The sequence below is a fragment of the Haloarcula taiwanensis genome, from assembly GCA_002844335.1.
GTDB lineage: Archaea > Halobacteriota > Halobacteria > Halobacteriales > Haloarculaceae > Haloarcula > Haloarcula taiwanensis.
On sequence record CP019154.1, the window covers coordinates 1,198,656 to 1,225,191 of the forward strand.

22 protein-coding genes and 1 tRNA gene are annotated in these 26,536 nt (G+C 64.0%); 12 read left to right on the forward strand and 11 right to left on the reverse strand.

Annotated elements, in window-relative coordinates:
- Positions 1–24: 24 nt before the first annotated feature.
- Positions 25–2,721 (reverse strand): phosphoenolpyruvate carboxylase, encoded by a 2,697-nt coding sequence (locus tag BVU17_06165; protein ID AUG47132.1) that lies wholly within the window; start codon positions 2,719–2,721, stop codon positions 25–27.
- Positions 2,722–2,874: 153 nt separating this feature from the next.
- Between BVU17_06165 and BVU17_06170 the strand changes: the two genes are divergently transcribed.
- Entirely contained in the window at positions 2,875–3,579 is a 705-nt protein-coding gene (locus BVU17_06170) for a helix-turn-helix domain-containing protein (protein ID AUG47133.1), read from the forward strand.
- Between the two features lie 8 nt (positions 3,580–3,587).
- Here the strand turns inward: BVU17_06170 and BVU17_06175 are convergent, their stop codons facing one another.
- Positions 3,588–3,983, reverse strand: coding sequence for a hypothetical protein (locus BVU17_06175; GenBank protein ID AUG47134.1), 396 nt, complete (start codon positions 3,981–3,983; stop codon positions 3,588–3,590).
- A 119-nt stretch (positions 3,984–4,102) separates the two neighbouring features.
- Here BVU17_06175 and BVU17_06180 point away from each other — a divergent pair, with 119 nt between their 5' ends.
- The 8 genes from BVU17_06180 (at position 4,103) to BVU17_06215 (ending at position 13,786) form a co-directional block, all read left to right on the forward strand.
- Positions 4,103–5,515 carry a branched-chain amino acid ABC transporter substrate-binding protein gene (locus BVU17_06180; GenBank protein ID AUG47135.1) on the forward strand — a complete coding sequence of 471 codons (1,413 nt, stop codon included), beginning with the start codon at positions 4,103–4,105 and terminating at the stop codon, positions 5,513–5,515.
- Positions 5,516–5,517: 2 nt separating this feature from the next.
- On the forward strand, positions 5,518–6,330 hold the full coding sequence (locus BVU17_06185; protein AUG47136.1) for an ABC transporter ATP-binding protein: 813 nt from the start codon (positions 5,518–5,520) through the stop codon (positions 6,328–6,330).
- Positions 6,327–7,025: an ABC transporter ATP-binding protein gene (locus BVU17_06190; protein ID AUG47137.1), complete on the forward strand. Its 699-nt coding sequence runs from the start codon at positions 6,327–6,329 to the stop codon at positions 7,023–7,025. Before BVU17_06185 ends, BVU17_06190 begins: the two co-directional genes overlap by 4 nt.
- Positions 7,022–8,011 (forward strand): branched-chain amino acid ABC transporter permease, encoded by a 990-nt coding sequence (locus BVU17_06195; GenBank protein AUG47138.1) that lies wholly within the window; start codon positions 7,022–7,024, stop codon positions 8,009–8,011. The genes BVU17_06190 and BVU17_06195 overlap by 4 nt, the downstream gene beginning before the upstream one ends.
- A 151-nt stretch (positions 8,012–8,162) precedes the next feature.
- The gene (locus BVU17_06200; GenBank protein AUG48845.1) at positions 8,163–9,311 is read left to right on the forward strand and encodes a branched-chain amino acid ABC transporter permease; all 1,149 of its coding nucleotides are present in this window, start codon (positions 8,163–8,165) and stop codon (positions 9,309–9,311) included.
- Between the two features lie 124 nt (positions 9,312–9,435).
- Positions 9,436–10,239, forward strand: coding sequence for a 3-oxoadipate enol-lactone hydrolase (locus BVU17_06205; protein AUG47139.1), 804 nt, complete (start codon positions 9,436–9,438; stop codon positions 10,237–10,239).
- Positions 10,232–11,860 carry a long-chain fatty acid--CoA ligase gene (locus BVU17_06210; GenBank protein AUG47140.1) on the forward strand — a complete coding sequence of 543 codons (1,629 nt, stop codon included), beginning with the start codon at positions 10,232–10,234 and terminating at the stop codon, positions 11,858–11,860. Before BVU17_06205 ends, BVU17_06210 begins: the two co-directional genes overlap by 8 nt.
- Before the next feature lie 54 nt (positions 11,861–11,914).
- Positions 11,915–13,786: a hybrid sensor histidine kinase/response regulator gene (locus tag BVU17_06215; GenBank protein ID AUG48846.1), complete on the forward strand. Its 1,872-nt coding sequence runs from the start codon at positions 11,915–11,917 to the stop codon at positions 13,784–13,786.
- An 82-nt stretch (positions 13,787–13,868) separates the two neighbouring features.
- On the opposite strand, the gene BVU17_06220 is transcribed toward BVU17_06215, so the two are convergent.
- The 3 genes from BVU17_06220 to BVU17_06230 all read right to left on the reverse strand — a co-directional run bounded on the left by BVU17_06220 (position 13,869) and on the right by BVU17_06230 (position 16,578).
- Positions 13,869–15,119, reverse strand: a complete 1,251-nt coding sequence (locus BVU17_06220) for a gluconate dehydratase (GenBank protein AUG47141.1) — start codon at positions 15,117–15,119, stop codon at positions 13,869–13,871.
- Positions 15,120–15,326: 207 nt separating this feature from the next.
- A tRNA-Pro gene (locus BVU17_06225) sits at positions 15,327–15,397 on the reverse strand.
- A 95-nt stretch (positions 15,398–15,492) separates the two neighbouring features.
- The gene (locus BVU17_06230) at positions 15,493–16,578 is read right to left on the reverse strand and encodes a pectin esterase (protein ID AUG47142.1); all 1,086 of its coding nucleotides are present in this window, start codon (positions 16,576–16,578) and stop codon (positions 15,493–15,495) included.
- A 151-nt stretch (positions 16,579–16,729) separates the two neighbouring features.
- Between BVU17_06230 and BVU17_06235 the strand changes: the two genes are divergently transcribed.
- Complete coding sequence (locus BVU17_06235; protein AUG47143.1) at positions 16,730–18,058, forward strand: DNA repair helicase; 1,329 nt, start codon at positions 16,730–16,732, stop codon at positions 18,056–18,058.
- A gap of 68 nt (positions 18,059–18,126) precedes the next feature.
- Positions 18,127–19,704 carry a hypothetical protein gene (locus BVU17_06240; protein AUG47144.1) on the forward strand — a complete coding sequence of 526 codons (1,578 nt, stop codon included), beginning with the start codon at positions 18,127–18,129 and terminating at the stop codon, positions 19,702–19,704.
- 77 nt (positions 19,705–19,781) lie between these two features.
- Here BVU17_06240 and BVU17_06245 read toward each other — a convergent pair whose 3' ends face one another.
- From BVU17_06245 to BVU17_06260, 4 genes are all read right to left on the reverse strand, one after another.
- Positions 19,782–21,005, reverse strand: coding sequence for a hypothetical protein (locus tag BVU17_06245; protein ID AUG47145.1), 1,224 nt, complete (start codon positions 21,003–21,005; stop codon positions 19,782–19,784).
- Positions 20,999–21,913, reverse strand: a complete 915-nt coding sequence (locus BVU17_06250) for a hypothetical protein (GenBank protein AUG47146.1) — start codon at positions 21,911–21,913, stop codon at positions 20,999–21,001. The genes BVU17_06245 and BVU17_06250 overlap by 7 nt, the downstream gene beginning before the upstream one ends.
- A 423-nt stretch (positions 21,914–22,336) precedes the next feature.
- Complete coding sequence (locus tag BVU17_06255; protein ID AUG47147.1) at positions 22,337–22,774, reverse strand: hypothetical protein; 438 nt, start codon at positions 22,772–22,774, stop codon at positions 22,337–22,339.
- Positions 22,755–23,051 (reverse strand): hypothetical protein, encoded by a 297-nt coding sequence (locus BVU17_06260; GenBank protein ID AUG47148.1) that lies wholly within the window; start codon positions 23,049–23,051, stop codon positions 22,755–22,757. The genes BVU17_06255 and BVU17_06260 overlap by 20 nt, the downstream gene beginning before the upstream one ends.
- Positions 23,052–23,202: 151 nt before the next feature.
- Here BVU17_06260 and BVU17_06265 point away from each other — a divergent pair, with 151 nt between their 5' ends.
- Entirely contained in the window at positions 23,203–25,011 is a 1,809-nt protein-coding gene (locus tag BVU17_06265) for a multidrug ABC transporter permease (protein ID AUG48847.1), read from the forward strand.
- A gap of 32 nt (positions 25,012–25,043) precedes the next feature.
- Here the strand turns inward: BVU17_06265 and BVU17_06270 are convergent, their stop codons facing one another.
- Positions 25,044–25,544, reverse strand: coding sequence for a hypothetical protein (locus BVU17_06270; protein AUG47149.1), 501 nt, complete (start codon positions 25,542–25,544; stop codon positions 25,044–25,046).
- Positions 25,541–26,452, reverse strand: a complete 912-nt coding sequence (locus BVU17_06275; GenBank protein AUG48848.1) for an SAM-dependent methyltransferase — start codon at positions 26,450–26,452, stop codon at positions 25,541–25,543. Before BVU17_06275 ends, BVU17_06270 begins: the two co-directional genes overlap by 4 nt.
- Between the last annotated feature and the right edge of the window lie 84 nt (positions 26,453–26,536).

Genomic DNA, 26,536 nt, shown 5'->3' on the forward strand with positions numbered 1-26,536 from the left:
CCGCAGCCGGTGACGCTCAGTGGCTCACCCAGTGTTTTTCATTCCGGCCGCGATGCCCTGGACGGTCAGCCGCAGGGTCCGGCGCTCGGTTTCGGTCCGGTGGGACTGCTTGAGCAGGCGGACCTGCAACAGGTTCAGCGGGTCGACGTACGGGTTCCGGCGCTCAAGGTTCTCCTTGAGCCAGTCCCGCGAGAGGAGCCCGTCCTGCCCAGTGATTTCGAGCACCTTCTCGACAGTGTCCTCGTACTCCTCGACGATTCGCGGGTAGATACGCTCGCGGAGTTCGGGGTCGGCGAGGTCGGCGTACTCCTCGGCGATTCCGAGGTCGGTACGGGCGAGTGCCAGCGACGCGTTGTCGAGTTTCGTCCGGAAGAACGGCCAGTTCTCGTACATCTCCTGTAGCGTTTCCATATCGCCGCCGTTTTCTAGGTATGCGTCCAGCCCGGTCGAGATGGAGTACCAGCCGGGGATGATACAGCGGGCCTGCGTCCAGGAGAACACCCACGGGATGGCACGGAGGTCCTCGACGCTGCGGTCCTCGCTGCGGGAGGCCGGTCGCGAGCCCATGTTGAGGTTCTCGATGACGGTGATGGGCGTCGCCTGCTCGAAGAACTCGACGAAGCCGTCGGTCTCAAGCAGGTCCTGATACTCGTCGCGGGCAGCATCGGCCGCCGTCTCCATTGCGTCCTCCCACTCGTCGGGGATCTCCTCGACCGGCTCCTCGATGGCGTTTTTCCGCGCCCGAATCTGGGCGTTGAGCATCTGTTCGAGGTTGCGCTCGGCGATGTCGTGGTTGGCGTACTTCTCGGCGATGGCCTCGCCCTGCTCGGTGAACTTGATCTGGCCGGTCACCGTCTCGTTTGGCAGGGCCAGCATGGCGTCGTTCATCGGACCGCCACCGCGAGAGATAGAGCCGCCGCGGCCGTGGAACAGACGCATCTCCACGTCGTAGTCGTCCGTGATGTCCGCCAGACGCTTCTGGTTGTTGTACAGCGACCAGTTGGCGGCGAGGAAGCCGTTCTCCTTGTTCGAGTCGGAGTAGCCCAGCATGATTTCTTGAATGTTGTCCCGGGCCTCCAGTGCCTGAGAGTAGGCTTCGTTCTCGAACAGCGTGCCCATGATGCGGCGCGCGCCCGAGAGGGCGTACTCCGATTCCAGCAGCGGCACCACGTCGAACCCGCAGTAACCGGGCAAGTCGACGATGTCGACCTGGTCAGCGAGGAACAGAACTTCAAGCGCGTGGCTGGGCTCCTCACACCACGAAATGGCGTAGGTGTCGATAGCGTCGATGCCGAACTCGTTTTGCCAGTCGGCGGTGGCGCGGAATCGGTCGAGGACGCGGGTAGCATCCTCCGAGAGCCCCTCGGTGTCTTCCATGTCGATGACGGGGTTGTCCTGCAGAATCGCTTCGGTCAGGAACTCGACGCGCTCGTCCTCGTCCATCGCCGCGTAATCGATGCCTTGCCGGTCGACAGCCTCGGCGATGGCGTCGGTGTGCATCTTCCGGTGGTCGCGCAGATCGAGGCTAGCGAGGGTGAAGCCGAATGTCTCGACTTTGCGGATCAGCGGGTCGACGTGAGCCTCTGCGATGACTTCGGCGTCGTTCTCCCGAAGACTGTCGGCGATGACGCGGAGGTCGGTCAGCAGTTCCTCCTCGTTCTCGTAGCCGCCCTGACGAACGTCGCTGACCCGGATGACGGATTCGCGCATCAGCCGGAGCTTCTGGCGGTAGGGCTCGTCCGGATAGCGTTCCTCAGCCTCCGCGGCGATGCCGGGGAGCCTGGACTTGTGCCGGTCCAGTCGCTCGTTGAACAGCGCGTCGGTCGCGATGTTCGAGGCGTCCTGACTGAGCACGCCGGAGAGTTCCTTGAGCTTGTTGCGGTACAGCGGCAGGACGGTATCGCGCTGGCGCTCTAGGGTCTCCTCGGTCACCTCGGTGGTGACAAACGGGTTGCCGTCACGGTCCGAGCCGGCCCACGAGCGGAACTCGTAGAGGGTGTCGATATCGATGTCCTCGTCGTACACGTCTTCGAGCGTGTGTTCGAGTTCGTCGTACACCTCGTCGATGACATCGAACAGGACGTTTTCGAGGTACCACTGCACGTTCAGTGCCTCGTCGGTGACCTCCGGCCGGCGGTCCCGTACCTGCGGGGTCTGCCAGAGGCTTGTCACTTCGGCGTCGAGATCCCGCTCGATACGATTCTGTTCGCGTTCGGTGAGTCGCCGCTCGTCGAGTCGTTCGATGTCACGGGCCACTGACCGGAGCTTCGCCTTCACTGTCTTCCGGCGGGCTTCGGTCGGATGGGCCGTGAACGTCGGCTGGATGAGCACGTCTTCGAGGACCTGCTCGAACTCCTCCGGGTCCGCGCCGCGTTCGGCCAGGTCCCGGACGGCTTCCTCGACGCTGTCTGCCAGCACGCCTTCCTGACTGCCTTCTCGGATTTCCCGGACCCGTTCGCGTTCCTCGGCGAGATTGATAAGTTCGAAGTAGGTAGTAAACGCGCGTGCGACAATGTCCTGCGTCTCCGGATTCAGCCGGTTCAGTGCCCGGTGGACCTCGTCCCGCGTCTCGGCGTCCCCGCGCCGGTAGTCGATACACGAGTTCCGAATCGTTTCTACCGTTTCGAACGCTTCGGTCGAGGTCTGTGCCTCCAGCACTTCGCCCAGGAGCGCACCCAGCTCCCGTACGTCCTGGTTTATCTCTCTGGCGTGCAAAGTCATACCACTTCATCCAGAACCGAGCCCTAAAACACTATTGAAACGGTGTATCAGGGATAGACGTTCGTGAAGAACCCGTTTGCGGAAAACAGCTATTATTAATCGTGGGGTTCTTTACCGTATCACACGAACCACATACGAGACAGTGGACTGCCAATGATAGACATCGCTCTGGACATGGAGCAGTACGACTGCCCCTTCATCGACACGACGGCAGACCACAGTGTCGCCTTTGCAGCAGTACACTGGGACTTCGATCAGCGTGCGCGGGAGTTGGAGACGCGGATGGTTGTCGAAGCCGAGGACGCGGGGATACTCGATACGGGGCTTGACAGCTTGCAGGCTCACGAGAACATGAACGACTGTGTGCTGTTACGCCGCGAAGAAAACGCCGCGCACATCCGGACGACGATCGAAGAAACAGCGGCGATGCAGACCATCAGGGACAACGGCGGGTACATCACCGGCCCGTTCCATATCGAGGCGGGCAGCGAAACCTGGCACGTCGGCTTCGACCGCGGCCGGGACGCCGACACGACGCTCTCGGAACTGGACCGCGACAACGAGTACGACGTGGTCGAACGCACGTCGACGACGCTCCCACAGCTTCAGGACCTTGTCCAGAACGCCGGCGCGGCGATGACGCTCGTCGACGGCTGTCGGGACCTCTCGGACACCGAACGCGAGACGCTGGAGACCGCCGTCTCCGAGGGCTACTTCGAGTCGCCCCGGGACGCGACGCTGGGGTCGCTGGCCGAGGACTTCGGCGTGTCCAAACCCGCCGTCTCGAAGAATCTCCGACGCGGCGAGCGGAAGATGATCGAGCGCGTCGTCGACGCACTGGACGAGATCGAGGACTGACACGGGACTCACTGCCGCCGCTGTAACGCGACCAGTCCCAGCACGCCGATTCCGGTCCCGACGTTCAGTAGGACCGTCGGCCGGGAGAAGCCGACGCTCACCTCGACGGCAACCCACGCCAGGAGTGCCACGGCGACGCCGACGGCCGCCGGCCGTGCCCACCGGCGAGTCGCGTAGGCCCCGTAACAGACGACCGCGGCTGTCAGCCCGAACACCACGAACAGCACCAGGCCGGGGACGAGGAAGGTATCGAACGGCGTGTTGTCGAGCGGCCCCGGCGGTAGTCCGACGAGCGTGCCGGCGGGAGCGGTAAGCAGCGCCGCGCCCCCGACGAGCGCGCGAACCGAGAGCTGGCCCAGCAGGAGTACCAGCAGCCAGCGCGACAGTTGCTCTCGTCCCGGCATCGATTGCGTTCCGTCCGCCCCACACTCGAAGGTTAGGGCCGCTGCAGGCCCGACGGCCCCGCCGCGTTAACATGTTAACTCAGGGCACTATGTGGCCGGCGAGTCTACAATTATTTGTTATGCAGAATACGGCTACACGGAGGCGCGTTCTCGGCGCGCTCGGTGCCGGTGTTGTCGGACTCAGCGGCTGTGTCAGTGACGACTCATCCATGACTGAACAGGACGATTCGGACGGCGGTGCGACGGACAGCGGCACGAACGGTGAATCGGGCGGCAGTGGCTCGGCACAGACAGTTACCATCGGGGTGCTCCAGCCCCGAGCCGGCGACCTGAAGTACTACGGCGACCAGGCGCTGTGGGGCTTCCTCTCCGGGCTGGCGTACAAGGGCGGGACGGAACCGCCGACAGACGCCGGGAGCGGCGAAATAACGGTCACTGCTGATGACACGGAGTACCGGCTGCTGATACGGGACACGGAGTTCTCGGCGGACACGGCCCAGACGGCGGCGACGAACCTCGTCGAGAACGAGAGCGTGGACCTGCTCGCGGGCTGTACGTCCTCGGCGGCGGCCAGCCGGGTCGTCACGACGGTCGTCAATCAGGCACAGGTCCCCATCATGCTCGGGCCGGCGGCGTCGGCCGACATCACGTCTAACTCGGCTACCTGTAGCGACCTCGTCTATCGGGCCAGCGAGAACACCGCGATGGACGCGCGATCGGGCGGGAAGTACGTCGCCAGAGAGACGGACGTATCGAGCGTCTACCTGTTCGGCGCGGACTACAGCTTCGGCCGCGCAGTCGTCAACAACTACCGAGACGTGCTCGAAGCTGAGGGCGTCGACATCGTCGGTGAGCGCTTTGTCGAACAGGGCTACGCCGAGTGGGACGGTTTGCTGGACAACGCCGAGGAGGCCGGAGCTGAGGGGGTCGTCGGCGGCTTCACGGTCGCGACGCTCCCGGCGATGTTCAATGCGTTCCTCTCGGGCGAGTATTCCTACCGCGTGTTCGGCGGGTTCGCAACCCGAATCACCAACAGCGTTGTCGGCGGGACGATGCAGAGCGTACTCGGCGAACCCCTGACCGAGGAGAAGATACGGAACTCACAGCTGGGGCCATTCACGACTCGCTACCACTGGAATCAGTACGACAATCCCATCAACGACGCGTTCGTCGAGAGCTACACCGACGCTTACGGCGTCGTCCCGGACCTGTTCTCGGCGGGGACGTTCACGGGCGCGTCGGCGATTCATCAGGCCATTCAGGAGAGCGGGTCGACCGACGGTGCAGACATCGCCACTTCCCTGAAGGGGCTGACTGTCACCGACACGCCGAAAGGCGAGAACGGCTACACTTTCCAGTCGTACAACAACCAGGCGCGGTCGGCGATGACCGTCGCGAACCCGATTCCGACGACCGACGAGTGGGCCGACAACTGGGGCGCAGCCATCATGCCCGGTGAACCGCTCGCCCGCATCAGCGACGACGAGACGACCATCCCGCAGGACAGCGATCAGATGGGCTGTTCACTGTAGGTATGCTCAGAACACAGGGACTGACCAGAGAGTTCGGGGGACTCACTGCCGTCGACAGCGTCGACTTCGAACTCGACACCGAACTCTGCTCGCTCATCGGTCCGAACGGGGCCGGGAAGACGACGTTCTTCAATCTGCTGACCGGGACCCTCTCGCCCACTGAGGGGACGGTCGAACTCCAGCGTGACGGACGGTGGGAAAACATCACCGACGCGTCACCCCACGAGACAGCCAGCAAGGGCCTCCACCGCTCCTATCAGGTGACGAATGTCTTCCCCAACAGCACGGTCTTGGAGAACGTCCGGGTCGCCGAACAGGCCCACAGCGACGACGCCACGACGTTCTGGCGTAACGTCGACCACTACGACGAGTTCACCGAGCGCGCCCACGAGCTTCTCGACCGGGTGGGGCTCGCCCGCCGGGCGCAAGATATCGCGAGCACGCTGAGCCACGGCGCGAAGCGCAAGCTCGAAGTCGCCATCGCGCTGGCCGGCGACCCCGCGGTCCTCCTGCTCGACGAGCCAAACGCCGGCGTCTCCTCGGAGAGCGTCGACGAAATCCGGGACCTCATCGAAGCAGTGGCGGAGGACTACCCGGTCCTGCTGGTCGAGCACAATATGGACATCGTGATGGGGGTCTCCGACCGCGTTGTCGTCCTGCATCAGGGCGCGGTCATCGCAGACGGACCGCCAGCAGAGGTACAGGCTAACCCCGACGTACAGTCGGCGTATCTCGGCGGCTACGAACCGGGGAGTCTGAATGATGAGTCGACAGCGGCCGAGTCAGACCCGGACTCGGGGGAGGGGACGGCGTGAGCCTGCTCGAACTCGCCGGCGTCCAGACCTACTACGGCGACAGCCACATCCTCGAAGGCGTCGACCTCTCGGTCGAGGAGGGAGAGGTGGTCGCGCTCGCCGGCCGTAACGGCGTCGGCAAGACCACCACGCTCCGGACGGTTCTGCAGTTGACGCCGCCCCGCGAGGGGTCGATTACCTTCCGGGACGAGTCGCTGGTCGGCCTGGAGACCCACGAGGTCGCCGGCCGCGGCCTCGGCTGGATTCCGGAGGACCGCCGGATATTCGGTCAGCTCACGGTCGAGGAAAACCTCCGTGCAGCGATACCGGACCCGGACGACGTGGGCGACGGCCTCCGGCTGGCCTTCGACTCGTTCCCCATCCTCGAAGAGCGACGCGGTCAGGACGCCGGCACGCTGTCGGGCGGGCAACAGCAGATGCTCGCCATCGCCCGCGGGCTGGTCGGCGACAACGACCTCCTGCTGGTCGACGAGCCGAGCGAGGGGCTGGCCCCCCAAATCGTCACGGACGTGGCCGAGGCGCTGTCGACGGCGAGCGAGGACGTGACGATGTTGCTGGTCGAGCAGAACCTCCCGCTGGCGCTGGACCTGGCCGACCGGTTCTACATCCTCGACAAAGGACGGGTCGTCGACGACGGCGAGACAGCGGCGGTCACGGCCGACGACGAACGGTTCAGGAGGTATCTGTCGGCATGATACTGGAAGCTCTCGCGGAGTTTCTGACGCTGGGCGAACTCGGCGGCGTCATCGTCAACGGTCTCGCCAAGTCGGCGCTGTACGTCATGATCGCAAGCGGCCTCACACTCATCTTCGGCCTGATGGGCGTGTTGAACTTCGCCCACGGCTCGCTGACGATGGTCGGGGCGTACCTCGGCGGCCTCCTGATGGTGGTGACGGTCACCGGCGGGACAGCGCCGCTGACTCGCCTCGGCCTGTTCTTCGTCGCCATCGTCGTCGCCTTCGCCCTGCTGACGGCGCTCGGCGGGGCCATCGAGACGACCATCATCCGGCCGCTGTACGACCGCCCGCCGATATACCAGATTCTGCTGACGTTCGGCCTGACGCTTGTCATCGAGGAGCTGACCCGCATCGTGCTGGGGGTCTACGGCCTCCAGCCGCTGTCTGACTGGCAGGCCGCGCTGGCGACCAAGCCGCAGTTCCTCCGGGAACCGGTCGCTCTCGGTCCCGTCAGCGCCGGCTGGATGTCGCTGTTCCAGATACTCCTGGGGGCGATTACCGTCGTCGGCATCTGGGCGTTCCTCACGCGGACCCGCTACGGCCTGTACATCCGGGCCGGGAGCGAGGACGCGGAGATGGCGGCGGCGCTGGGCATCGACGTGCGCCAGGTGTTCACTGTCGTGTTCGCGCTGGGTATCGGCCTGGCCGGCGCGGCCGGAACGCTCCTGATGTGGGACCCGACGTGGGGCGCGAGTGTGCCGCTTGCGGCCGAGACGCTGCTGCCCGCGTTCATCGTCGTCATCGTCGGCGGCCTCGGCACGTTTCGGGGCACCGTCGTGGCCGCCCTCGTAGTGGGGATGGCCGACGCGGTGACGACCTGGTGGTTCCAGAACGTCATCGAGTTCACCGGCCTGCCGGAACTGGTGCTGTTCCTCGTGCTCGTGGTGACGCTCATCGTCCGCCCGCAGGGCCTGTTCGGCGTCGAGGAGGTGGGGGGCCATTAGCGCCGAGACCGAGGCCGACGCCGAGGCGGCGTCCGAGCCACCGGAGACGACCGTCGAGACGGGGTGGCCCCGAGAGTACCTGCGGGACCACACCGCCCACATCCTCGTCATCGCCCTGCTGGCGCTGTATCCGCCGGTGTACCACACCCTGTTGAGCTCGCCGGTCAGCGCCGAGACGCAGATGCTCCTGCCGACGGTGGAGACGATGGTCGGCGTCCTCTATTTCGGCCTCTTTGCCATCTCGTTTGACTTCATCAGCGGCTACACCGGCTACCTCTCCTTCGGCCACGCGGTGTTCTACGGCACCGGCGCGTACACGGTCATCCTCATCGCCAACGGAAAGGTGCCGCTGCTTGGTCCCGGGACGCCGTTCATGCTGTCGTTGCTGGTCGGCGGTCTCATCGCCATCGTGCTGGCGATACTCGTCGGGCTGGTGTCGTTCCGCCTCTCGGGCGTGTACTTCGCGATGATCACGCTCGGCTTCGCGCAGGTGTTCTACGTGTTCGTCCGCGGCTGGGACTACGTGGCGACCAACCCCCGGGATGGCCCCGCCGTCGGACCAAGCCACGCCGAGGGCTTCCAGATCGGAGTCCCCGGAATCGACCAATTATCGCTGTCTATCGGCGTCCTCACTGGCGACGAGGTGGCCCTGCTCGGGGCCACGCTGTCCGGGACGGAAGTGTCCTACTACATGGTCGGGCTGGTCGTCCTCGCGTGTTACTTCGCCATGCAGCGGGTCATCCACTCCCCCTTCGGCCGGGTGTTACTCGCCATCCGGGAAAACGAGGAGCGGGCAATCGCCGTCGGCTACAACACCTACCTGTACAAGCTCGGAGCCTTCGCTATCAGCGGGTTCTTCGCCGCCGTCGCAGGCGGGCTGTTCGCCGGGTTCAAGCGCTCGGCCAGCCCGGAGAACTCGTTTTACTTCCTGGTGACCGGCGACGCGCTGCTGGCGAGCATCATCGGTGGCTTCGGCACGCTCGCCGGCTCGCTGTACGGCCATCTGTTCGACGAAACGGTGCGAGAGTTCCTCTCGAAGGCCGGGCAGGGCGGCGGCCTGTTGCCCTACCTCCGCGCGCTGCTGGGCCAGGGGACGCTGGACACGACGCTGGTCGGCGGGACGACCATCGGCGGCCTCATCGACCTGCTGTTGAACGGGCATGCCAGCCTCTACGTCGGCCTCGTGTTCGTGCTGTTCGTCCTCTACGTCCCCGACGGCCTGCTGGGCACGCTTCGCGCCCGGCTCGGCGGCACGTTCGCCGAGGCACTGCCCGCAAAGCTATGGGGTGACTCGGAATGACCGACGCCGGACACCCGACCGCCGGACCGACCGCCCGACAGCCCGACCGACCGAAACCGGAGGCAGAACCACGATGAGCCAGGAACCGGACCACTTGAAGGATTTCCAACCAGAACCGACCACTATGCAATACGCGACCAACGACGGCGTCGACATCGCCTACGAACGTGAGGGGCCGCCGGACGCCGAGACCGTCGTCTTTGTCGAGGGTATCGGCTACGGCCGCTGGATGTGGCTGTGGCAACAGGAGGCGCTCGTCGACGAGTACCAGACCATCGTGTGGGATAACCGCGGCACCGGGGACTCGGACGAACCAGAGGGGCCGTACACGATGGGCCAGATGGCCGGGGACCTGGAGGCCGTCCTCGACGACGCCGGCATCGAACAGGCCCACGTCGTCGGGGCCAGCATGGGCGGGATGATAGCCCAGCAGTACGCCCTAGAGTACGACCGGGCGCAGTCGCTGACGCTCATGTGTACCTCACCGGGCGGGCCGGAGGCCAGGCCGGTGCCCGAGGAGACACAGCAGCGGATGTTCGACGTGCCCGAGGACCTCGACGAGCGGGAACTCCGGCGGTACAAGATGCAACCGGCGCTCTCGGACTCGTTCATGGACGCCCACGAGGACCTCATCGAACGCATCGTCGACTGGCGCATCGACAGCGACGCGAGCGACCGGGCACTGGAGTGGCAAGGCGCGGCAGTCCAGGCGTTCGACGCGTCGGACCGCCTCAGGGAAATCACGGAGCCGTGCCTGGTCATCCACGGGACCGCCGACGAGGTGGTGCCATACGAGAACGGGGAACTGCTGGCCCGCGGACTGCCAAACGCCGACTTCGTCACCGTCCACGGCGGCCCGCACCTGCTGTTCATCGAGGAGTACGAGCGCGTCAACACACAGATTCGGGAGTTCGTCGACGATGTCTGAAATCGGTCCCGGCACCCCACAGGAGTGGGTCAGTGCCTGGAGCGAGCGCCGGGCCGCGCTCACGCCGGACCGCGAGGGACTGGTGGACGCGACGACCGGCGAGCGGTTCACGTACGCCGAACTGGACCGGCGCGCGAACCGGACCGCTCGCCTGCTCCGGCAGTACGTCGTCGGCGATGAATCGAGTGTTGCGGTCGTCTCGCGGAACCGCCCCGCCGTCGTGGACCTCTTCTTCGCGACCGGCAAGACCGGGAGCCGACTGGCCCCGCTGTCTCACCGGCTCGCACCTCCTGAACTCGCTGAACTGCTCGACCGCGTAGACCCCGACCTCCTCGTCGTCGAAGTCCCCTTCGCCGAGACTGTCTCGACCGCACTGGAGACAGCCGACGCGACGGCCCCCGAACTCATCCATCTCGAAACCGCCGACGGCGCGTCCTCGGATTCCACGCTCGACAGCACGCCCTACGCTTCGGCCCTCCCCGAGGACGACGGGCCCGTCGAAACCGCCACTCCGGCCCCCGGCGACACGCACCTCCTCCTCCACACCGGCGGGTCGACGGGGACGCCGAAAGAGACGAAAATCACCCACCGCGGTATCGTCTGGAACTCCCTGAACACGATCACGGCCTGGGGGCTGCGCGAGGACGACGTAACGCCGATGGTGTTCCCGATGTTCCACACCGGCGGCTGGAACGTCCTCACCGTCCCGCTGTGGCACATGGGCGGAACAGTCGTCATCGCCCGCGAGTTCGACCCCGGCGACGTACTGGAGACCATCGACGCGGAGGGCGGGACCGTCCTCGTCGCCGTCCCGGCTGTACTGCGGATGATGACGGACCACGACCGCTGGGCAGAGACGGACCTCTCGACGCTCCGCTTCGCCAAGTCCGGCGGCGGCCCCTGCCGCAAGAGCGTGATGGAGACGTGGTGGGACCGCGGCGTCGACCTCTCACAGGGGTACGGCCTCACCGAGTGCGGTCCCAACAACTTCGCGATGCCCGAGGGCTGGCCCCGTGAGAAGGCCGATTCGGTCGGCAAGCCGGCGATGCACGTCGACGCCAGAGTCGTCGCGCCTGACGATGCGGGCGATGGTGACAAGCAACCCGACCAGCGAGAGCCAGTCGACCCCGGCACCGTCGGCGAACTCCAGTTGCGCTCGCCCCACGCCGCGACGGGCTACCTTGCCAACCCCGACGCCACCGCCGAGACGTTCGGCGACGGCTGGGTGTCGACCGGCGACCTCGCCCGTGTCGACGCGGACGGCTACTACTATATCGAGGGTCGTACCAAGCATATGTTCGTCAGCGGCGGCGAGAACGTCTATCCAGCAGAGGTCGAGGACGCTATCGCCGACCATCCCTCGGTCAGTGAAGTCGTCGTGATTCCGGTCCCCGACGACAGGTGGGGACAGGTCGGGAAGGCCGTCATCGAACCTGCGACCGATAGCACGACGGGCGGGGCCGACGACCGGCCGCTGACACTTGACGGCCTCCGGACGTTCCTTGACGACCGACTAGCCCGGTACAAACACCCCCGCGAGGTTGCGTTCCTCGAGGCGATGCCGACCAGCGGCCCGGACAAGATTGACCGGGGTGCAATCTCGGACCGCTTTGGGTCGTAATCCGTCAATCCAGGCGTAGCTTCAAGAGGGGTGATGCAGTTCTATTTACACAATATGGTTGACACATATGCGACCGCAGATTCGATGCACGTGTTGCAGGTAGACGACACGCCGCTACTCGACGAGCCTGTCGATTTCCCGGATAGTCGAAACCAGGACTCGCTTACGCTGACCACAACCGACCGGGCAGACAGAGCGCTCGAACGCCTCGAAGGTACCGCTATTGATGGCATCGTCGTCGCGGATGACCTCCCGGACCGGTCCGGCTGTGCGTTCGCTGACGCGGTCCGCGAGCGGGACAGCACTGTCCCGGTGCTATTGCTGACCGAGTCGGACTCCGTCGCCAGCGACGTCCTCTCGAACGGTGTCACCGACGTTTTCAGCAGAGACACAGCTGCTGGCCGTAGTGACCTCCTCGCCAATCGGATTCGGCTGCTCGCCGAACATCACCAGTCGGCGGAACTCGCCAGCCGGACCAGACAGCAACTCACAGAGCTGGCAGAACAGTCGAACGAACTGCTATGGGTGTTTTCCGGGGACTGGTCCGAGATACAGTTCGTCAATTCGGCATACGAAACCATCTACGGCCGCTCCGTCGAGTCCTTGCAGGCCAATCCCGCGGAGTTCATGACGGCGATTCATCCCACAGACCAGGACAGTGTCATGCAGGCGATGCAGCGCGTTTCAGCCGGCGACTCTGCCGATATCGAATTCCGAATCACTAGACCGGAGGGCGAACAGCGCTGGGTACGGGCCACAGCCCAACCCATTATCGAGGATGGCACTGTCGCCAGAATCGTCGGCGCCTCGCGTGACATCACCGAGCGGAAGCGACGCGAGTCCGAACGCGCCGCGGAACTGGATAGCCTCGACGCGCCGGTCGATGCAGTCCCGGATCTGTTCTATGCACTCGACGAAAGCGGTGATCTCGTTCGCTGGAATGATGCACTGGCGGCAGCCACTGGATACGGGGACGCTGATCTCGCGTCGATGGCGCTACCAGCCCTCTTCGCCCCATCTGACCGTGAACGCGTTCGCCGAGGTATCGAGACGGCTCTTGCGACCGGTGAGTCGTCGTTCGAAGCTGAGCTGTTGACTGCCGACGGAACGGCAGTCCCGTACGAATTCACCGGTGGCCGAATATCAGCTGCTGACGGCTCGACGCTCGGCGTGGCCGGTATCGGACGGCAGACCGCTCCCCGCGGCAGCCGTCAACAGGCTCTTGAACGGCAAAACGAGCGCCTCGACGAGTTTGCCAGCGTCGTCAGTCACGACCTCCGGAACCCGCTTGACGTTGCCCGGGGCCAGCTAGAGCTCGCACAGCTGGAACACGACAGCGAGCACCTCGACGCAGTCGAGCGAGCCCACGACCGTATCGGACAGCTCATCGAGGACCTCCTGACACTGGCCCGGAACGGCGAGGCCGCACTCGACAGCGAGCCGGTGCCGCTCCAGACAGTCGTCGAGCAGTGCTGGCAAACCGTCGAGACTGGCGATGCAACGCTGGAGCTACGGACCTCGGCCGTGGTCCGGGCGGACCCAAGCCGCCTCCGGCAACTGTTCGAGAACCTGCTCCGTAACAGCGTGGAGCATGGACAGACGCCGCCTACCCAGAGACAGAATGACGCCGCCGGGCAGTTGGGGACGGCCTCGGTATCACAGTCGGAGGGAGCAACCGCCGGCCTGACGATAACTATCGGCGAACTGGACGGCGGGTTCTACGTCGCGGACGACGGCGTCGGGATTCCGGTTGACGAGCGTGAAGACGTGTTCGAGGGCGGCTACTCGCTGGCTTCGGGTCCCGGGTTCGGCCTCCGAATCGTCAGTGAGATCGTCGGTACCCACGGCTGGTCGATAACGGTCACGGAAAGCGACGCCGGCGGTGCTCGCTTCGAGGTCACCGGCGTCGAGTTCGAGACGGCGTAACTGTACCGCCGTGAGTACTCTCGGGTGACCACCACGTCACCCGGTGCCGTCCCAGTCAACACCAACAGATGGGGGCTGAACCTTACGCTTCGTCGAAGACGGTGTCGCCCTCGACGACGTGCTCTTCGACGGCGTCGAGGTCGAGTGTGACTCCGAGCCCCGGCTCTTCCGGAATCTCGATATAGCCGTCCTCGATGACGGTCTCCTCGACCAGATCCTCCCACCAGCCGAGTTCGTAGGAGTGGTACTCGACAGCCAGCGAGTTCGGGACCGCGGCCCCGACGTGGGCGCTCGCCATCGTCGCAATCGGTGAGGAAACGTTGTGCATCGCGACCGGGATGTAGTACTGGTTCGCCACGTCGGCGACCTTCCGCGTCTCGCGCATGCCACCGACCTTCGGCATGTCCGGCGCGATCATGTCGACAGCCTGGTTCTCGATAAGCCGCCGCTCCTCGGTGACGCGATAACGGTTCTCGCCGACGGTGATCGGCGTGGTCGTGGACTTGGTGACTTCCTCCTGTACCTCGAGGTTCTCCGGCGGAACGGGGTCTTCCAGCCACCAGACATCGTACTCTTCGATAGCCTCTGCGAGGCGCTTCCCGGAGCTACCCGAGAACGTCCAGTGACAGTCGAAGGCCACGTCAGCCTCGTCTTTGACCTCTTCGGTGACTTTCTCGACGATCTCGGCCTTGTGTCGAATTTCGCCCGGACGGAGGTGGCGGTTCGCGCGGTCCTTCTCCAGGCCGCTTGGCACGTCGAGGTCGAACTTCAGGGCGTCGTAGCCCAGTTCGTCGACGACGCGGCGCGCCTCCTCGGCGCAGGCCTCGGGGTCGGCCTCTTCCTCGGTGTGACAGTCGCAATACACGCGCATCTCGTCGCGGTATTTGCCACCCAAGAGCTGGTAGGCTGGCACTTCGAGAATCTTGCCCGCGAGGTCATGTAGCGCCACTTCGATACCGGCGATGGCCGTGACGGTCACGCCCTCGACGGACCCCTCGCCGCTCATCTTCTGGATGAGGTGTTCGTACAGGCGGTCGATGTCCAGTGGGTTCTCGCCGACGACGAACGGCTTCATCCGCTCGATGAGTTCCGGGACGCCAGCGCCCCAGTAGGCCTCGCCCGTGCCGACGATGCCTGCGTCAGTGTAGATTCGGACGAGCGTCCACGGGAAGTTCCCGTCGACCATCGTCGTCTGTACGTCGGTGATCTCCACGTCGCGGCCACCACCGCGCTTTGCGGTGACGCCCATCGTCTCCGCAGAGAGCTCCCGCATTGTGTACTCTGCGTTCGGGTCGTGCAGGTCAGCGTAGTCTACGTCGTTTGCCTTTCCCATACCCCCGCTTGCTAGTGGCGTCACAAAAGTGTAGAGGAAATCGGTTTCACACTGCCACGGCTACACGACACTCACTTTGCCTCACAGCCCTGCGCTCAGCTCACCGCCCTTGCTACGCTGATGCCCGTTACCCCCTGATTATAGGTTAGAAGTCGACTTAGTCGAGTGTCGCTGTTGCTATCTGAGATGGCTTTAGAGAAGTTGAAGTGGGACCGCCGAGATTCGAACTCAGGTCCGACGCACCCCATGCGCCGAGGATACCGCTACCCCACGGTCCCGCACTCTGGGAGAGGTGGGTGTTTTAATTAAGAGCTTCGCTTTGATGACGAGAGTGCCAGCCCGTGACGGGGAAGAGCAGTGGCGGAGCGGCCGGTCACTCGGCGACTTCGATACCGGGGCTTTCGATGGTGACGTCGGTAAGCGACCAGCCGTCGGTCGCAGACCGGGCATCGACACCGATGGCATTTTGCTCTGCGGTCACGGAGATTGTCGAGTCAGAGACAGTCCAAGAGGCGTTCGTCTTGACGGCGTGGATTCCCTGCAGTCGGCTCTCGATAGTCGTGTTCTGGATGGTCCACGCACCGGTCGTGCGAGCAGTGAAGACCCCAATATCTCGGGTTTCGAGCGTGGTATCTTCGAGTGTCCACGCGCCAGTCGAGAAGGCGGTCACGAGGCCGGTGTCGCTCTGGGAGACTGTCAAATCGGTCACCGACCAGTCACCACCGCTGTTGATGGCTTTGACGCCCGTATCACTCCGGCGGACCTCTGTGTTCTGGACCGTCCAGTCGCCAGTCGTTCCGGATGCGTCGACGCCGTCTGCGCCGGACCGGTCAACGACGACCGCGGCGACCGTCCAGTCACCGGCGGACTTGCGGACGTCGACGCCGTCACCGCCGACTTCGACGAAGCGGGTATCGCGAATCGTCCAGTCGCCGCTGGTGCCGCGGGCGAACACGCCGCTGTAGGTCGTGCTGGCGACGGCGGCGTCCTCGATAGTCCAGTTTCCAGTCGTGTTGGGCGCGTAGACGCCGACATCGGTAGCGATAACTGTCGTATCAGTGACCGTCCAGTCGCCGCTGGTTCCGTTGGCCGCGAGACCGAAGCGGTAGTTCCGTACGGTGAATCCGGTGACGTTCGCTTCAGCTGTGCCGGCCACCGTGATGCCGGTCCCGTTGACGAAGCGCGACCCGTCCAGTATCGCCCGGTCAGGGGCGACGAGAGTGATACTTTCGTTGATCCGGATCTCCTCACGGTAGGTGCCCGGCCTGACCTCGACAGTGTCGCCGCTATCGGCGGCATCCACGGCGGCCTGTATCGACCGGTAATCGGCACTCCCGGATTTGTCGACGGTCAATGTCTCCGCTGCTGTCTGGGACCCAGCTACGCTGGCTGGCATGACAGCCAGTGTCAGCAGTATCGACAACAGGATAGCACGTAGCCTCGTACGCGTACGTCTCATAGTTGGGATGATAGGGCGCGAATAGATGTAAACCGTAGTGTTCGTTTACTCGTCGCCGGCAGTACACTGCAGTAAAGCTGGAAGTACCGGCGACGCACGTGGCGGCGCAGCCCGCGAAAGCGTTATCGGCCGGACCGGCGAATCACCGGATGTGCTGGAGCTGAGGTACGAGTCGGGAACAATCCGCGTGTCAGGGGACCCGCCGTCGGACCTGCCCGCTGTCGAGTACGACCGGCGTTCACAGACAGGGCGAGCGCCGGCCTACCGGTACGCCGAACTCGCAGCCGAACTCGATGAGCGTGGGCTAGCATACGAGGACTGCGTCTGCTCTCTCCCGTCCCTGTCGCTCTCGACGGCGTACGACCTCAGAGACTACCAGCAGGCGGCTCTAGACGCCTGGCGCGAAGCCGACGACAGGGGGTGTCTCGAATTACCGACGGGGAGTGGCAAGACCGTTATCGGCATCGCAGCACTGGTCGCGCTGGGGACGCCAGCCCTGATCGTGGTTCCGACCATCGACCTGCTGGAGCAGTGGCAACGCGAGCTACAGCGGGAGTTCGACCAGCCGGTCGGCCGCATGGGCGGGGGCGAACAGCGAATCGAGGATATCACGGTTTCGACGTATGATTCCGCGTACCTGCGGGCCGACGAACTCGGCGACCGGTTCGGGCTCGTGGTCTTCGACGAGGTCCACCACCTCGGCGGCGAGGGATACCGCGACATCGCCCGCCTGTTCGCTGCCCCGGCTAGACTGGGACTGACGGCGACGTTCGAGCGGGCGGACGGAGCCCACGAGGTCATCGAAGAACTCGTCGGGCCGCTCGTCCGGCGAGTCAGCGTCGACGACCTGGCGGGTGAGCATCTCGCGGACTACGACATCAAGCGGATCGAGGTTTCGCTCACGCCGGACGAACGAGAGCGCTACGAGGAACAGCAGGGAATCTTCACCGACAAGCAGTCAAACATCCAGCTCCGGTCGGGTAGCGACTACCAGGAACTCGTGAAGCGGTCCGGTAACGACCCGGCGGCCCGCGAGGCGCTGCTGGCGAAACAGCGCGCCCGCGAGGTGATGATGAACGCCCAGCGGAAGGTCGACCGGCTGGCGACGATTCTGGACCGCCACCGCGGGGACCGAATCATCGTCTTCACCGCCCACACCGACCTCGTGTATCGGCTCTCCGAGCAGTTCCTGATTCCGGCGATAACGCACGAAACTGGGGCGAGCGAGCGCCGGGAGATTCTGGAGCGGTTCCGCGACGGGACGTACTCGCGGGTCGTGACGGCGAACGTCCTCGACGAGGGTGTTGACGTGCCCGACGCGAACGTCGCCGTAGTCCTCTCGGGGAGCGGTTCAGAGCGGGAGTTTACCCAGCGACTCGGCCGGATTCTCCGGCCGAAAGCCGACAGCGGACGGGCACTACTGTACGAACTCGTGACCGAAGAGACCGCGGAAGAGCGGGTCGCCAGGCGGCGGCGGTAGCGCGCCGTCGTTCCGCACCGCGGCGGCTGTCGACAGCGTTTTTGTCGCTCCACGGCGGAGGCACGCGTGTGCTGACGAAAGACCTCCTGCGCGTCTCGCGGGCCGGCGGCGGCTATCATTTGCAGTTCGCCGACGCCGACGCGGAGCGGCTGGCGGCCCGCGTGCTCGGGATCTACCAGGGCCACGTCGGCGAGTCCCGCGAGACGCTGGAGGCGGCACTTGTGGACGTAGAGCGTGAAGCCGACGATTTCAAGCTGGTCCGCGGGCTGGCGAAGCTCGTCGAGCGAGAGGCCACCTTCGAGACGCGAGCACCGGTCGACCCTGTCCGAGCCCGTCGCCGGGTGTTCGAAGCCGCCGCGGGCGTCGGCGTCGTGAGCGAGGCCGAGCGCGAACAGGCACTCGCAGAGGCCGCCGACCACTTCGACACGGACGCCGCCGCGCTGGCCGACGCGCTGTACGCCGACCGGGACTCACGACAGATTCTCACCGATGTCGATTCCCGCTGGGGGCCGGCCGAACTGCGGACCCAGTACAACCTCTCGCTGGCGCAGACGGCGCTGTTCGACGCAACGGAACTTCGGGTCCGCTCTTCGGACCCGAAGGCACTCGTCTCGGCGGTCAAACGCCTCCGGCTGATGTACGAGATTCGCCGGACGGAGACCGGCCGCGAAGTGGTCGTCACGGGGCCGGACGCACTGTTCTCGAACACGCGCCGGTACGGGACCCGGTTCGCCCGCCTCCTGCGCACGGTCGCGGCTGCGAGCGAGTGGGAGCTGACGGCGACCATCGACGACCGGGGTACCGAGCGGGAACTCACCGTCTCAGACGGAGACATCTCCGTGCCCGGTGTCGAGCCCGTAACGGAGGTCAGCTACGACAGCGGGGTCGAAGCGGACTTCGCGGGCCGATTCGCCGCGCTGGATCTCGACTGGGACCTCGTCCGCGAGCCGGAGCCCCTGGCCGCGGGCGAACACGTCGTCATCCCGGACTTCGCCTTCGAGTGGCGACCCGGGGCCGACACCGGGGTTCGGGACACCGGGCGCGGCAGAGATTCGGACAGGGCTGACGGGACTGCCGGTGAGGACGCCCCCTTCCGCGTCTTCTTCGAGATTATGGGCTTCTGGACGCCGGAGTACGTCGAGAAAAAACTCGCCCGCCTCGACGCCTTGGAGGACGTGGAGATGCTGGTCGCCGTCGACGAATCGCTCGGCGTCGGGGAGGAAATCGAAGCGACAGACAACCGGGCAATCCCGTATGCCGGGACAGTCAGCGTGAAAGACGTGCGGGACGCCCTGCGACCCTACGAGGAGCGACTCGTGCGTGAGAGCGCTGCGGAGATACCCGACAAACTGCGTCCGGATGCCAGCGTTATCTCGCTCGCCGACCTCGCCGCGGAGTACGGTGTCAGCGAGGATGCGCTAGAAAACGTGGCCTTTCCGGCTCACGAGCGCGTCGGCCGCACGCTCATCGATCCCACTGTGCTGGACGAACTGGCTGATGAAATTGAACCCGGGATGGCATACGAGGCGGCGACCGACCGGCTGGCCGACTACGGTATCAAGGACGACAGCGCTGCGCTCGCACGCATTGGCTATCGCGTCGTCTGGAAAGGACTTGGTGAGGGGACAATCCAGCCACGGGAGTGAATGGGCTGTGAGAAACGGCGGGGAACCCGCTCTCAAATACAGCAGATCCACACCGCAATGAATGGAGCCACCGTCGCTCAGGTCGGCTCGTCAAGTTGCTTCTCAGAAGACTGTCGCCGCCACTGTGGCGTTTCGAGGAGGAGTCGGAGCGGCCAGATAACGTAGTACAGCGGATGCAATGGACCAGGAAGCGGGTAAAACTGATACTCCGAGTAGGTCGGGTGAAGTGGCGAATACAACAGCAAGAACGGAACCAGCGCAGTCATCGAATCGCTGGCAGTCAGGTAAAACCGAGCGGCTTCGAACTTCGTGGGCGCCTCTGGCGTCCCGGCAGCCAGCGACTCGACGACGTCCTCGACTAATTCGGAGACGCGGCTATCCGTGCGAAGGCGGTCCAGTATCGGCGCTGGGAGGGAATATCCGAAGACAGAATGGGCGAGTGCGGCCCCGAGCAGTAGATTCCGCTCAACGCCGGTTTCCCGCGCCCGAGCAAGGACGTGTGGCCAGTCGGCTTCTCTCGACTCCAGTGCCGCAACGAAATCACAGAGCCACTTCAGGAGATACCAGCGGTGCTTGGTTCCGTGGAAAGCCAGCACGAGCAGTCGGTCTGGCTGTGCAAGCGCTGGAAGCGGTTGACCGCCGACCGATACGGTGTCGCGGTGATCCCAGAGTTCACTGAACGGTATGGAGAACGGTCGCTCGGCATCGCCAACACGCCAGCGAAGCTCCACGTCGAAATCTGGACCTCGCATCTCGTACTCGTGAACGATAGCTTTCGTCACAGGACCACCTAACAGCGCGGCGTCGTCCAGCCGCGGCGTGCCCCCGTGCCATTCGTATCCCCTCTCTTCCAGAATATCCGCAGCGACGGGGATATCTTCCGGATGGACGAGCAGATCCAAGTCGTTGTACTCACGCACCGTTGCGTCATCGTAGGCAGCGGCTGACAGCGCCGGCCCCTTGAACGGTATCGCGCGCACCCCGCGTGCCTCGAAGCGTTTCAGTATCTGCTGCAGCTCGGTCGTGAACGCGAGATTTCGCATCTGCTTTCCCTGTACGATGCTGCTAAGTCGTGTCAACACGGCCTCCGGCACGGTGAAGTCATCACCACACTTGCGTGCCATCGCTTCCAGCCCCTCATAGAGGAGTTGCACGACGCCGTGGTACCGGGCGAGTTCAACGACGCGGTCCCAGTCCGGCGTGCCATCCCTCGTGGGAGGCTCGGGGGAAGCGCCGGTGATAGTTGCGGTACGAGTACAATTGAGTACCAGTCGGAGTTCGGGTTCAGCCTCCGTCAGCATGAGTCACTCTGGAGATCAGATTGAATCCGGGCTGCGACATCCGGGATCGCATCGAGATGACGCGGCCGGCGGAGCCGTTTTATATCTGTCACATCGACAATCTCACCACAGGCGTTGAAATTGGATACAGCCTGGCCGTCGGCTTCCAGCGCGCCCAGCGTATACGTGTTATCTACGAGCGCCATGACCTGTTTGTCCGGCCTGACTGCGTCCACCTCGATTGTCTCGCCGTCTTCGAGCAAATAAATCCGTTCTAGCGGCACCGGAGTCGCGGGCTGGTCGTGCCTGAGTCCGTAGAAATGTCGAGGGCGTCCGCTGTGGACCTGTTCCGGCGGTTCGACCGGGGGGTCAAACATCTCGACCGCCTCCGGGTCGAGTTTCATCGATGGGTAGCCGCTCCGGACAATCGGTCCTTCATCGTCCAGCGCTATCGCAGCCACGTCGTCGCTGAGGACACGGTGTCCATCGAGCAGGCAGGCCATCGCAGTTGTCGTTTTTCCGACCCCCGACTCTCCGACGAACGCCACTGCACGCCCGTCGATGCTGACGGTACTGGCATGCAGCACGAAGTAGCCGCGCTGATCCAGCAGATGGTTCAACGCCGGGCCAACCAGTACGTGGCGGAGGACTTCGCTTGGCACGTCCGAGGCCGGGTCTACAGCGATGGATTTCCCGTCGAGAATTCTGACCGTTGCGGCGTCGTATAGCAGATAGTATTCGCGCTCGTCTACCGCGTGAAAGGTCGACCGGGGGTCTGCAGCCAGTGGGCGAGGAATACATTCGTCAGTGATGGTGACGTCAGCCTGCCCGTCGGGCGCTGGCTCAGCGAGCGGAAGCTCCGGTACGTCGAAAGCAGAGCGGACTGTCAGTCCAAAGGCTTCGTACGTGGCTGTCTTTGCCGTTGCCATCCTGCTAGTTGCCTCCCTGCGTGGCTGTCCATTGGTTCCATCCATGCTGAGATACACCCCATCGACGGCGCCCCTGATTCATACCAGACCGCTTGACTGCTGTGGTGGATAAGAATGGACTCTCTACTCCCAGCACACAGGCACAAAACCGTCGCGATGTATCCACTGAACGGTGCCAATGTCGAGTGCCGATAAAAAGGAAACTATTAGATATATGAACCGGCTGTGGACGCTAGTCCCACTTCCCGTATCCGTCGTCGTGGTCCCACCAGTTCGTCTTTTCTTCGACAGTTCCGTACGTTTCTACCGACGGCGTTTCGTATTCCTTCATGGGTTACCCCCACCTCTGCTTTCAGATGTTTTTGTATTTGTTATATAATCTATTACTGCTAAATTTCGAGAGAATAGGGTATTTACTATCCGTTAGCCACGCACTTCGTGTTCAGTGAGTATTTGGAAACGCCCAAAGTTGTCGACATCCCCAATGAGGACCTCACCGTTCGACTCGATCCAGGCGTGGGCCTCGAAAGTGTTGGATTGCGTATCCACGCCGAAGCGGAGACAGTGTGGCAAGTCGCTCGCCTCCAGCAGTGTGCTACCAGTCAGTGCTCGATCAAGACAGTCGTAGGTGCCCGGAAGATGTGATCCTGCTGTCAAAACCGCCCAGCGTACCACTTCTGGTGATCCAGACTGACGATGACACGGGAGAAACTGAGAGACCGTGCCGAAACAGCGCTCTGCGTCTTCCAGCCCAGCGACTGTAAGCAGTACTTTGCTCGTAACGATCAGTACCACTGCTTCACAGAGGAATAGCTTCTGCGCCCATGACAACGCTCTGAAATCACGGAGCCGGGCTCTCATCGACCTTGATGAGTTGCTCCGCGGCAAGCGTTTCCAGAAAACGTTCCACGTCATTTACTGCTCGGTCTCTGTCGATATCGTACTCTCTGACCAGCGCCGAGACGATGTCCGCTGGTTCCGTCGGTTCCTGAACCCGATCCCAGATATCCGGGCCAACCCCTGTCAGGCCCTGATACTGCCCCGTCTCGTTGTTGAGCAGCACGATCTCGCCGTCGATAGTTGTGGTGACACAGTCGTCAGTTGCGACGACAGTCGATCCGGAATCTATTGCGACCATGTGGATATCGGCGATACTCGCACTATTTGTTATGGACCCTTTTCACCCCCGTGGCAATTCTGATCACCGTAAGACGTGCCCTTCGCGCCCGTAGGAACCGACCGTAGTAAGTCGGTAACTATGCCGCATAGAAACCGCATCGGGAACAATGGTGGCTGCTACTCCCTCCGTCAGTGAAAAATACGCATCGTTGCGCCGCGTGGCACTGTACCGTCCGGCGTTGACAGGGAGTATCGTCGCAGCCAGCCTCTTCGTGATGCTACTGGAGGGTGTTGGCCTCTCGTTCCTGTTTCCGATACTCGACGCCGCACAGGCCGGGCAGGGTCTCCCGCTTCAGGCGGACGGCGTCACCGGTCAGTTCCTTTCGGCGTACGCCGCTGCAGGACTGCCGCTCACGCTCGAATTCATGTTGGTCGGCCTCGCGTGCGTGATGGTTATCCGATACACGGCATCGTTTGCGGTGAAATGGCTCGCAGCGAAGCTTACACAGACGTACGAACGCGATCTCAAGAACAGGGCCTACGAACTGGCGATGGGCGCGTCGGTTGCCTACTACGACGACAAGGGGTCCGACGACATCATGAACACGATTCTGACACAGACCCGGTACGCTGGCCGTGTCATCGGTCGGATCATCCAGTTCTTCCAGCAGGGAATCCTCTGCCTGGTGTATATCGGAATCGCACTGGCTATCGCACCGGTGCTGGCAGTCGGTGCGGCTGTCGCCCTCGGCGGCGTCACGGCGATTATCAGATACGGCATCGAGCCCGGCTACGCTGTCGGCGACCGTGTGGCGACGGCAAACGAACAACTGCAGGAGACAACACAGGCGGGGACGCAGGGGATCCGTGACGTGAAGCTGTTTGGTATGCGCGACGGACTGCTTGCTGAGTTCCGGGATACACTCGACCGATACACTGCAACCAGTGTCGCCGTTCGCCGGAACCAGGTCGCAATCGGAAGCCTCTATCGGCTCTCAGTCTCGCTGCTCCTGTTTGGGCTCGTCTACGTCGCCATCAGTTTTCGGGCGCTGTCTATCGCGGAACTCGGCGTGTTCCTGTTCGCGATGCTCCGACTCGCCCCCCGGCTGAGTTCGCTCAACTCTACCATCTACGCTATCGAGGGGGAGCTCCCACATCTGGTCCGAACCCACCAGTTTATCGACCGCCTTGAGGCCCAGCAGGAGCCAACTAACGGGCAGTCGGTTCCGGCCCGAATCGAGGCCCTCGCGTTCGAGAACGTCTCGTTCGCCTACGAGGACGAGCCAGTGCTTGCGGACTTCTCGATGGCTGTCGAGCGGGGGGAGTTCGTTGGCATCGTCGGCGAATCCGGCGGCGGTAAATCAACAGTCGTCTCGTTGCTCACTCGGCTCTACGAGCCGGACAGTGGTGACATCCTGGCAAACGGGACGCCGATTTCGACATATGCCCTTGACGAATGGCGTGACGCTGTTGCGATGGTCCGACAGGACCCGCATATCTTCAACGACTCCTTGCGGTACAACCTCACCGTCGGCAGGGATATTTCCGACGAGACGCTGTACGAGGTCGCAGAGAAGGCCCTCGTTCTCGAATTTCTCGAGGACCTCCCGCAAGGGCTCGACACGGTGCTGGGCGACGACGGCGTGAAACTCTCCGGCGGGCAACGCCAGCGCGTCGCACTGGCCCGCGCGCTGCTGACGGATGCAGAGATACTCGTACTCGATGAGGCAACCAGCGACCTCGACTCGAATCTGGAACGGCAAATCCACCGTACTGTCGAGACGCTTGACGGGGACCAGACCGTGATCGCAATCGCCCACCGGCTCTCGACCGTCTCGAACGCCGACCGAATCTACACCGTCGCGGACGGGCAGGTCACAGAACAGGGCAGCCACGCCGAACTACTCGACGACGGCGGGACGTACGCGGAGCTGTACGCGATGCAGGGAACGGCAGCCACACAGTCTTCAAGCGGTTGAGCGGCGCTCACTGGGACGGGTGGGCCACCAGATCAGACCTCTCGACGGCGCCCTTTCGGCACCTGTGACCTGAGTTCGCCGTAGACGTACAGGCCGACGCCGGCCGGTTCAGCCTCACCGGCGAGATCGTGAGTGACGACGAGATATCCCCAGTCGCCGTCCCAGTCGAGTTCCCGGTCCTCGCCGGCCACGAACGCTCGGGCGGCGTCCTCATCGAGGTGGATGACGTTCTTCGAGGCGCGGTCGCCGAACCGCTGGACGGCCTCCAGCGTCGGTTTCCAGTGTTCCTGGCGCGTCCGCAGGAACGTCATCCCAAGCCCCTCGATGTCCACCGGTGACGGCGGGCGACCCCGATACAGCCACAGTTTGCCAGCGCCGCGTTCCCAGAAGGAGTACCCCTCGAAGGTCTCCGCCGGGACGCCAAAGCGGTCCTGCCAGAACTCGAGCACTTCCTCGCGGGTCGCCTGCTCGGGGTCCTCGCGCTCGGCGTCCGTCTCGGGGAGTCGCGTGAACTCCGTGCTCCCGTCGCTCATTCCGCTCGCACCTCCAGTTTCGCACAGAAGAACCCGCCCGTATCGTTGTGATGCGGATAGATGCGCTTGGCGTTTGCCACGCGGGGGTCGAAGCGCTCGTCCTGCCACTCGGTGATGCCCGGAGCGTGGTCCAGTGGGAGGTCGTACTCGACGATTTCACAGGCCACCTCGTCGAGCACGTAGTCCAGCACGGCCTCGTTTTCCTCCGGAGCGAACGTGCAGGTGGAGTAGACGACGGTGCCGCCCGGCTTGGTCACCTCGACGGCCCGCTTGAGGATGCCTTTCTGAACACCGGAGATGCCTTCGACGTGCGAGAGCGACCAGTCCGCCAGCGTGTCGGGGTTCTTTCGGATGGTCCCCTCACAGGAGCAGGGCACGTCGACGAGCGCGCGGTCGTACCCCTCGCCGCCGAAGGGCTTGAGCGAGTGGTTGCGGCCGTCCTCGTGGGTGACGGCGACCGTCGTCGCGCCCAGCCGCTCGGTGTTCGTCCGCAGCGCCGAGATGCGCCCGAGGTTGTTGTCGGTCGCGACGACCTCGCCGGTGTCGTCCATCAGCGCGGCGAGCTGGGTCGTCTTGCTGCCCGGCGCGGCACAGGCGTCCCAGACCCGGTCGCCGGGCTGCGGGTCCAGTACGGTCGCCGGAATCGCCGACACCTCTTCCTGGCCGTGAATCCAGCCGTGGAAGTACGGCCAGTTCGCGCCGGGAGAGTCATCGGGCAGGACGAACAGGCCGTCGTGCCAGTCGACGGGGTCGTGGGCGATGTCCGTGTCGGCGAGCGCCGTCCGGACCCGCTCGACGGTTGCTTTGATGGTGTTGACCCGAACGGCCGACGGCAGCGGGCGTTCACACGCGTCGATGAACGCCTCGAAGTCGTCGATGATGGGTCGGTAGCGGTCGAGTGGTTCCATTGCCCGGCGTTCGCTGGCGGTCGGTTTGTGGGTTTCGAACGGCACCGGCCCATGGCTTTCAAGCCGTCGGCGGACGATACCCAA

Coding starts and splice junctions, on each gene's coding strand:
- BVU17_06170 (AUG47133.1), top strand. CDS start 2,875: ATGATAGACATCGCTCTGGACATGGAGCAGTACGACTGCCCCTTCATC.
- BVU17_06185 (AUG47136.1), top strand. CDS start 5,518: ATGCTCAGAACACAGGGACTGACCAGAGAGTTCGGGGGACTCACTGCC.
- BVU17_06220 (AUG47141.1), bottom strand. CDS start 15,119: ATGGGAAAGGCAAACGACGTAGACTACGCTGACCTGCACGACCCGAAC.
- BVU17_06165 (AUG47132.1), bottom strand. CDS start 2,721: ATGACTTTGCACGCCAGAGAGATAAACCAGGACGTACGGGAGCTGGGT.
- BVU17_06215 (AUG48846.1), top strand. CDS start 11,915: ATGGTTGACACATATGCGACCGCAGATTCGATGCACGTGTTGCAGGTA.
- BVU17_06230 (AUG47142.1), bottom strand. CDS start 16,578: ATGAGACGTACGCGTACGAGGCTACGTGCTATCCTGTTGTCGATACTG.
- BVU17_06205 (AUG47139.1), top strand. CDS start 9,436: ATGCAATACGCGACCAACGACGGCGTCGACATCGCCTACGAACGTGAG.
- BVU17_06245 (AUG47145.1), bottom strand. CDS start 21,005: ATGCTGACGGAGGCTGAACCCGAACTCCGACTGGTACTCAATTGTACT.
- BVU17_06180 (AUG47135.1), top strand. CDS start 4,103: ATGCAGAATACGGCTACACGGAGGCGCGTTCTCGGCGCGCTCGGTGCC.
- BVU17_06275 (AUG48848.1), bottom strand. CDS start 26,452: ATGGAACCACTCGACCGCTACCGACCCATCATCGACGACTTCGAGGCG.
- BVU17_06175 (AUG47134.1), bottom strand. CDS start 3,983: ATGCCGGGACGAGAGCAACTGTCGCGCTGGCTGCTGGTACTCCTGCTG.
- BVU17_06195 (AUG47138.1), top strand. CDS start 7,022: ATGATACTGGAAGCTCTCGCGGAGTTTCTGACGCTGGGCGAACTCGGC.
- BVU17_06255 (AUG47147.1), bottom strand. CDS start 22,774: ATGAGAGCCCGGCTCCGTGATTTCAGAGCGTTGTCATGGGCGCAGAAG.
- BVU17_06250 (AUG47146.1), bottom strand. CDS start 21,913: ATGGCAACGGCAAAGACAGCCACGTACGAAGCCTTTGGACTGACAGTC.
- BVU17_06260 (AUG47148.1), bottom strand. CDS start 23,051: ATGGTCGCAATAGATTCCGGATCGACTGTCGTCGCAACTGACGACTGT.
- BVU17_06270 (AUG47149.1), bottom strand. CDS start 25,544: ATGAGCGACGGGAGCACGGAGTTCACGCGACTCCCCGAGACGGACGCC.
- BVU17_06210 (AUG47140.1), top strand. CDS start 10,232: ATGTCTGAAATCGGTCCCGGCACCCCACAGGAGTGGGTCAGTGCCTGG.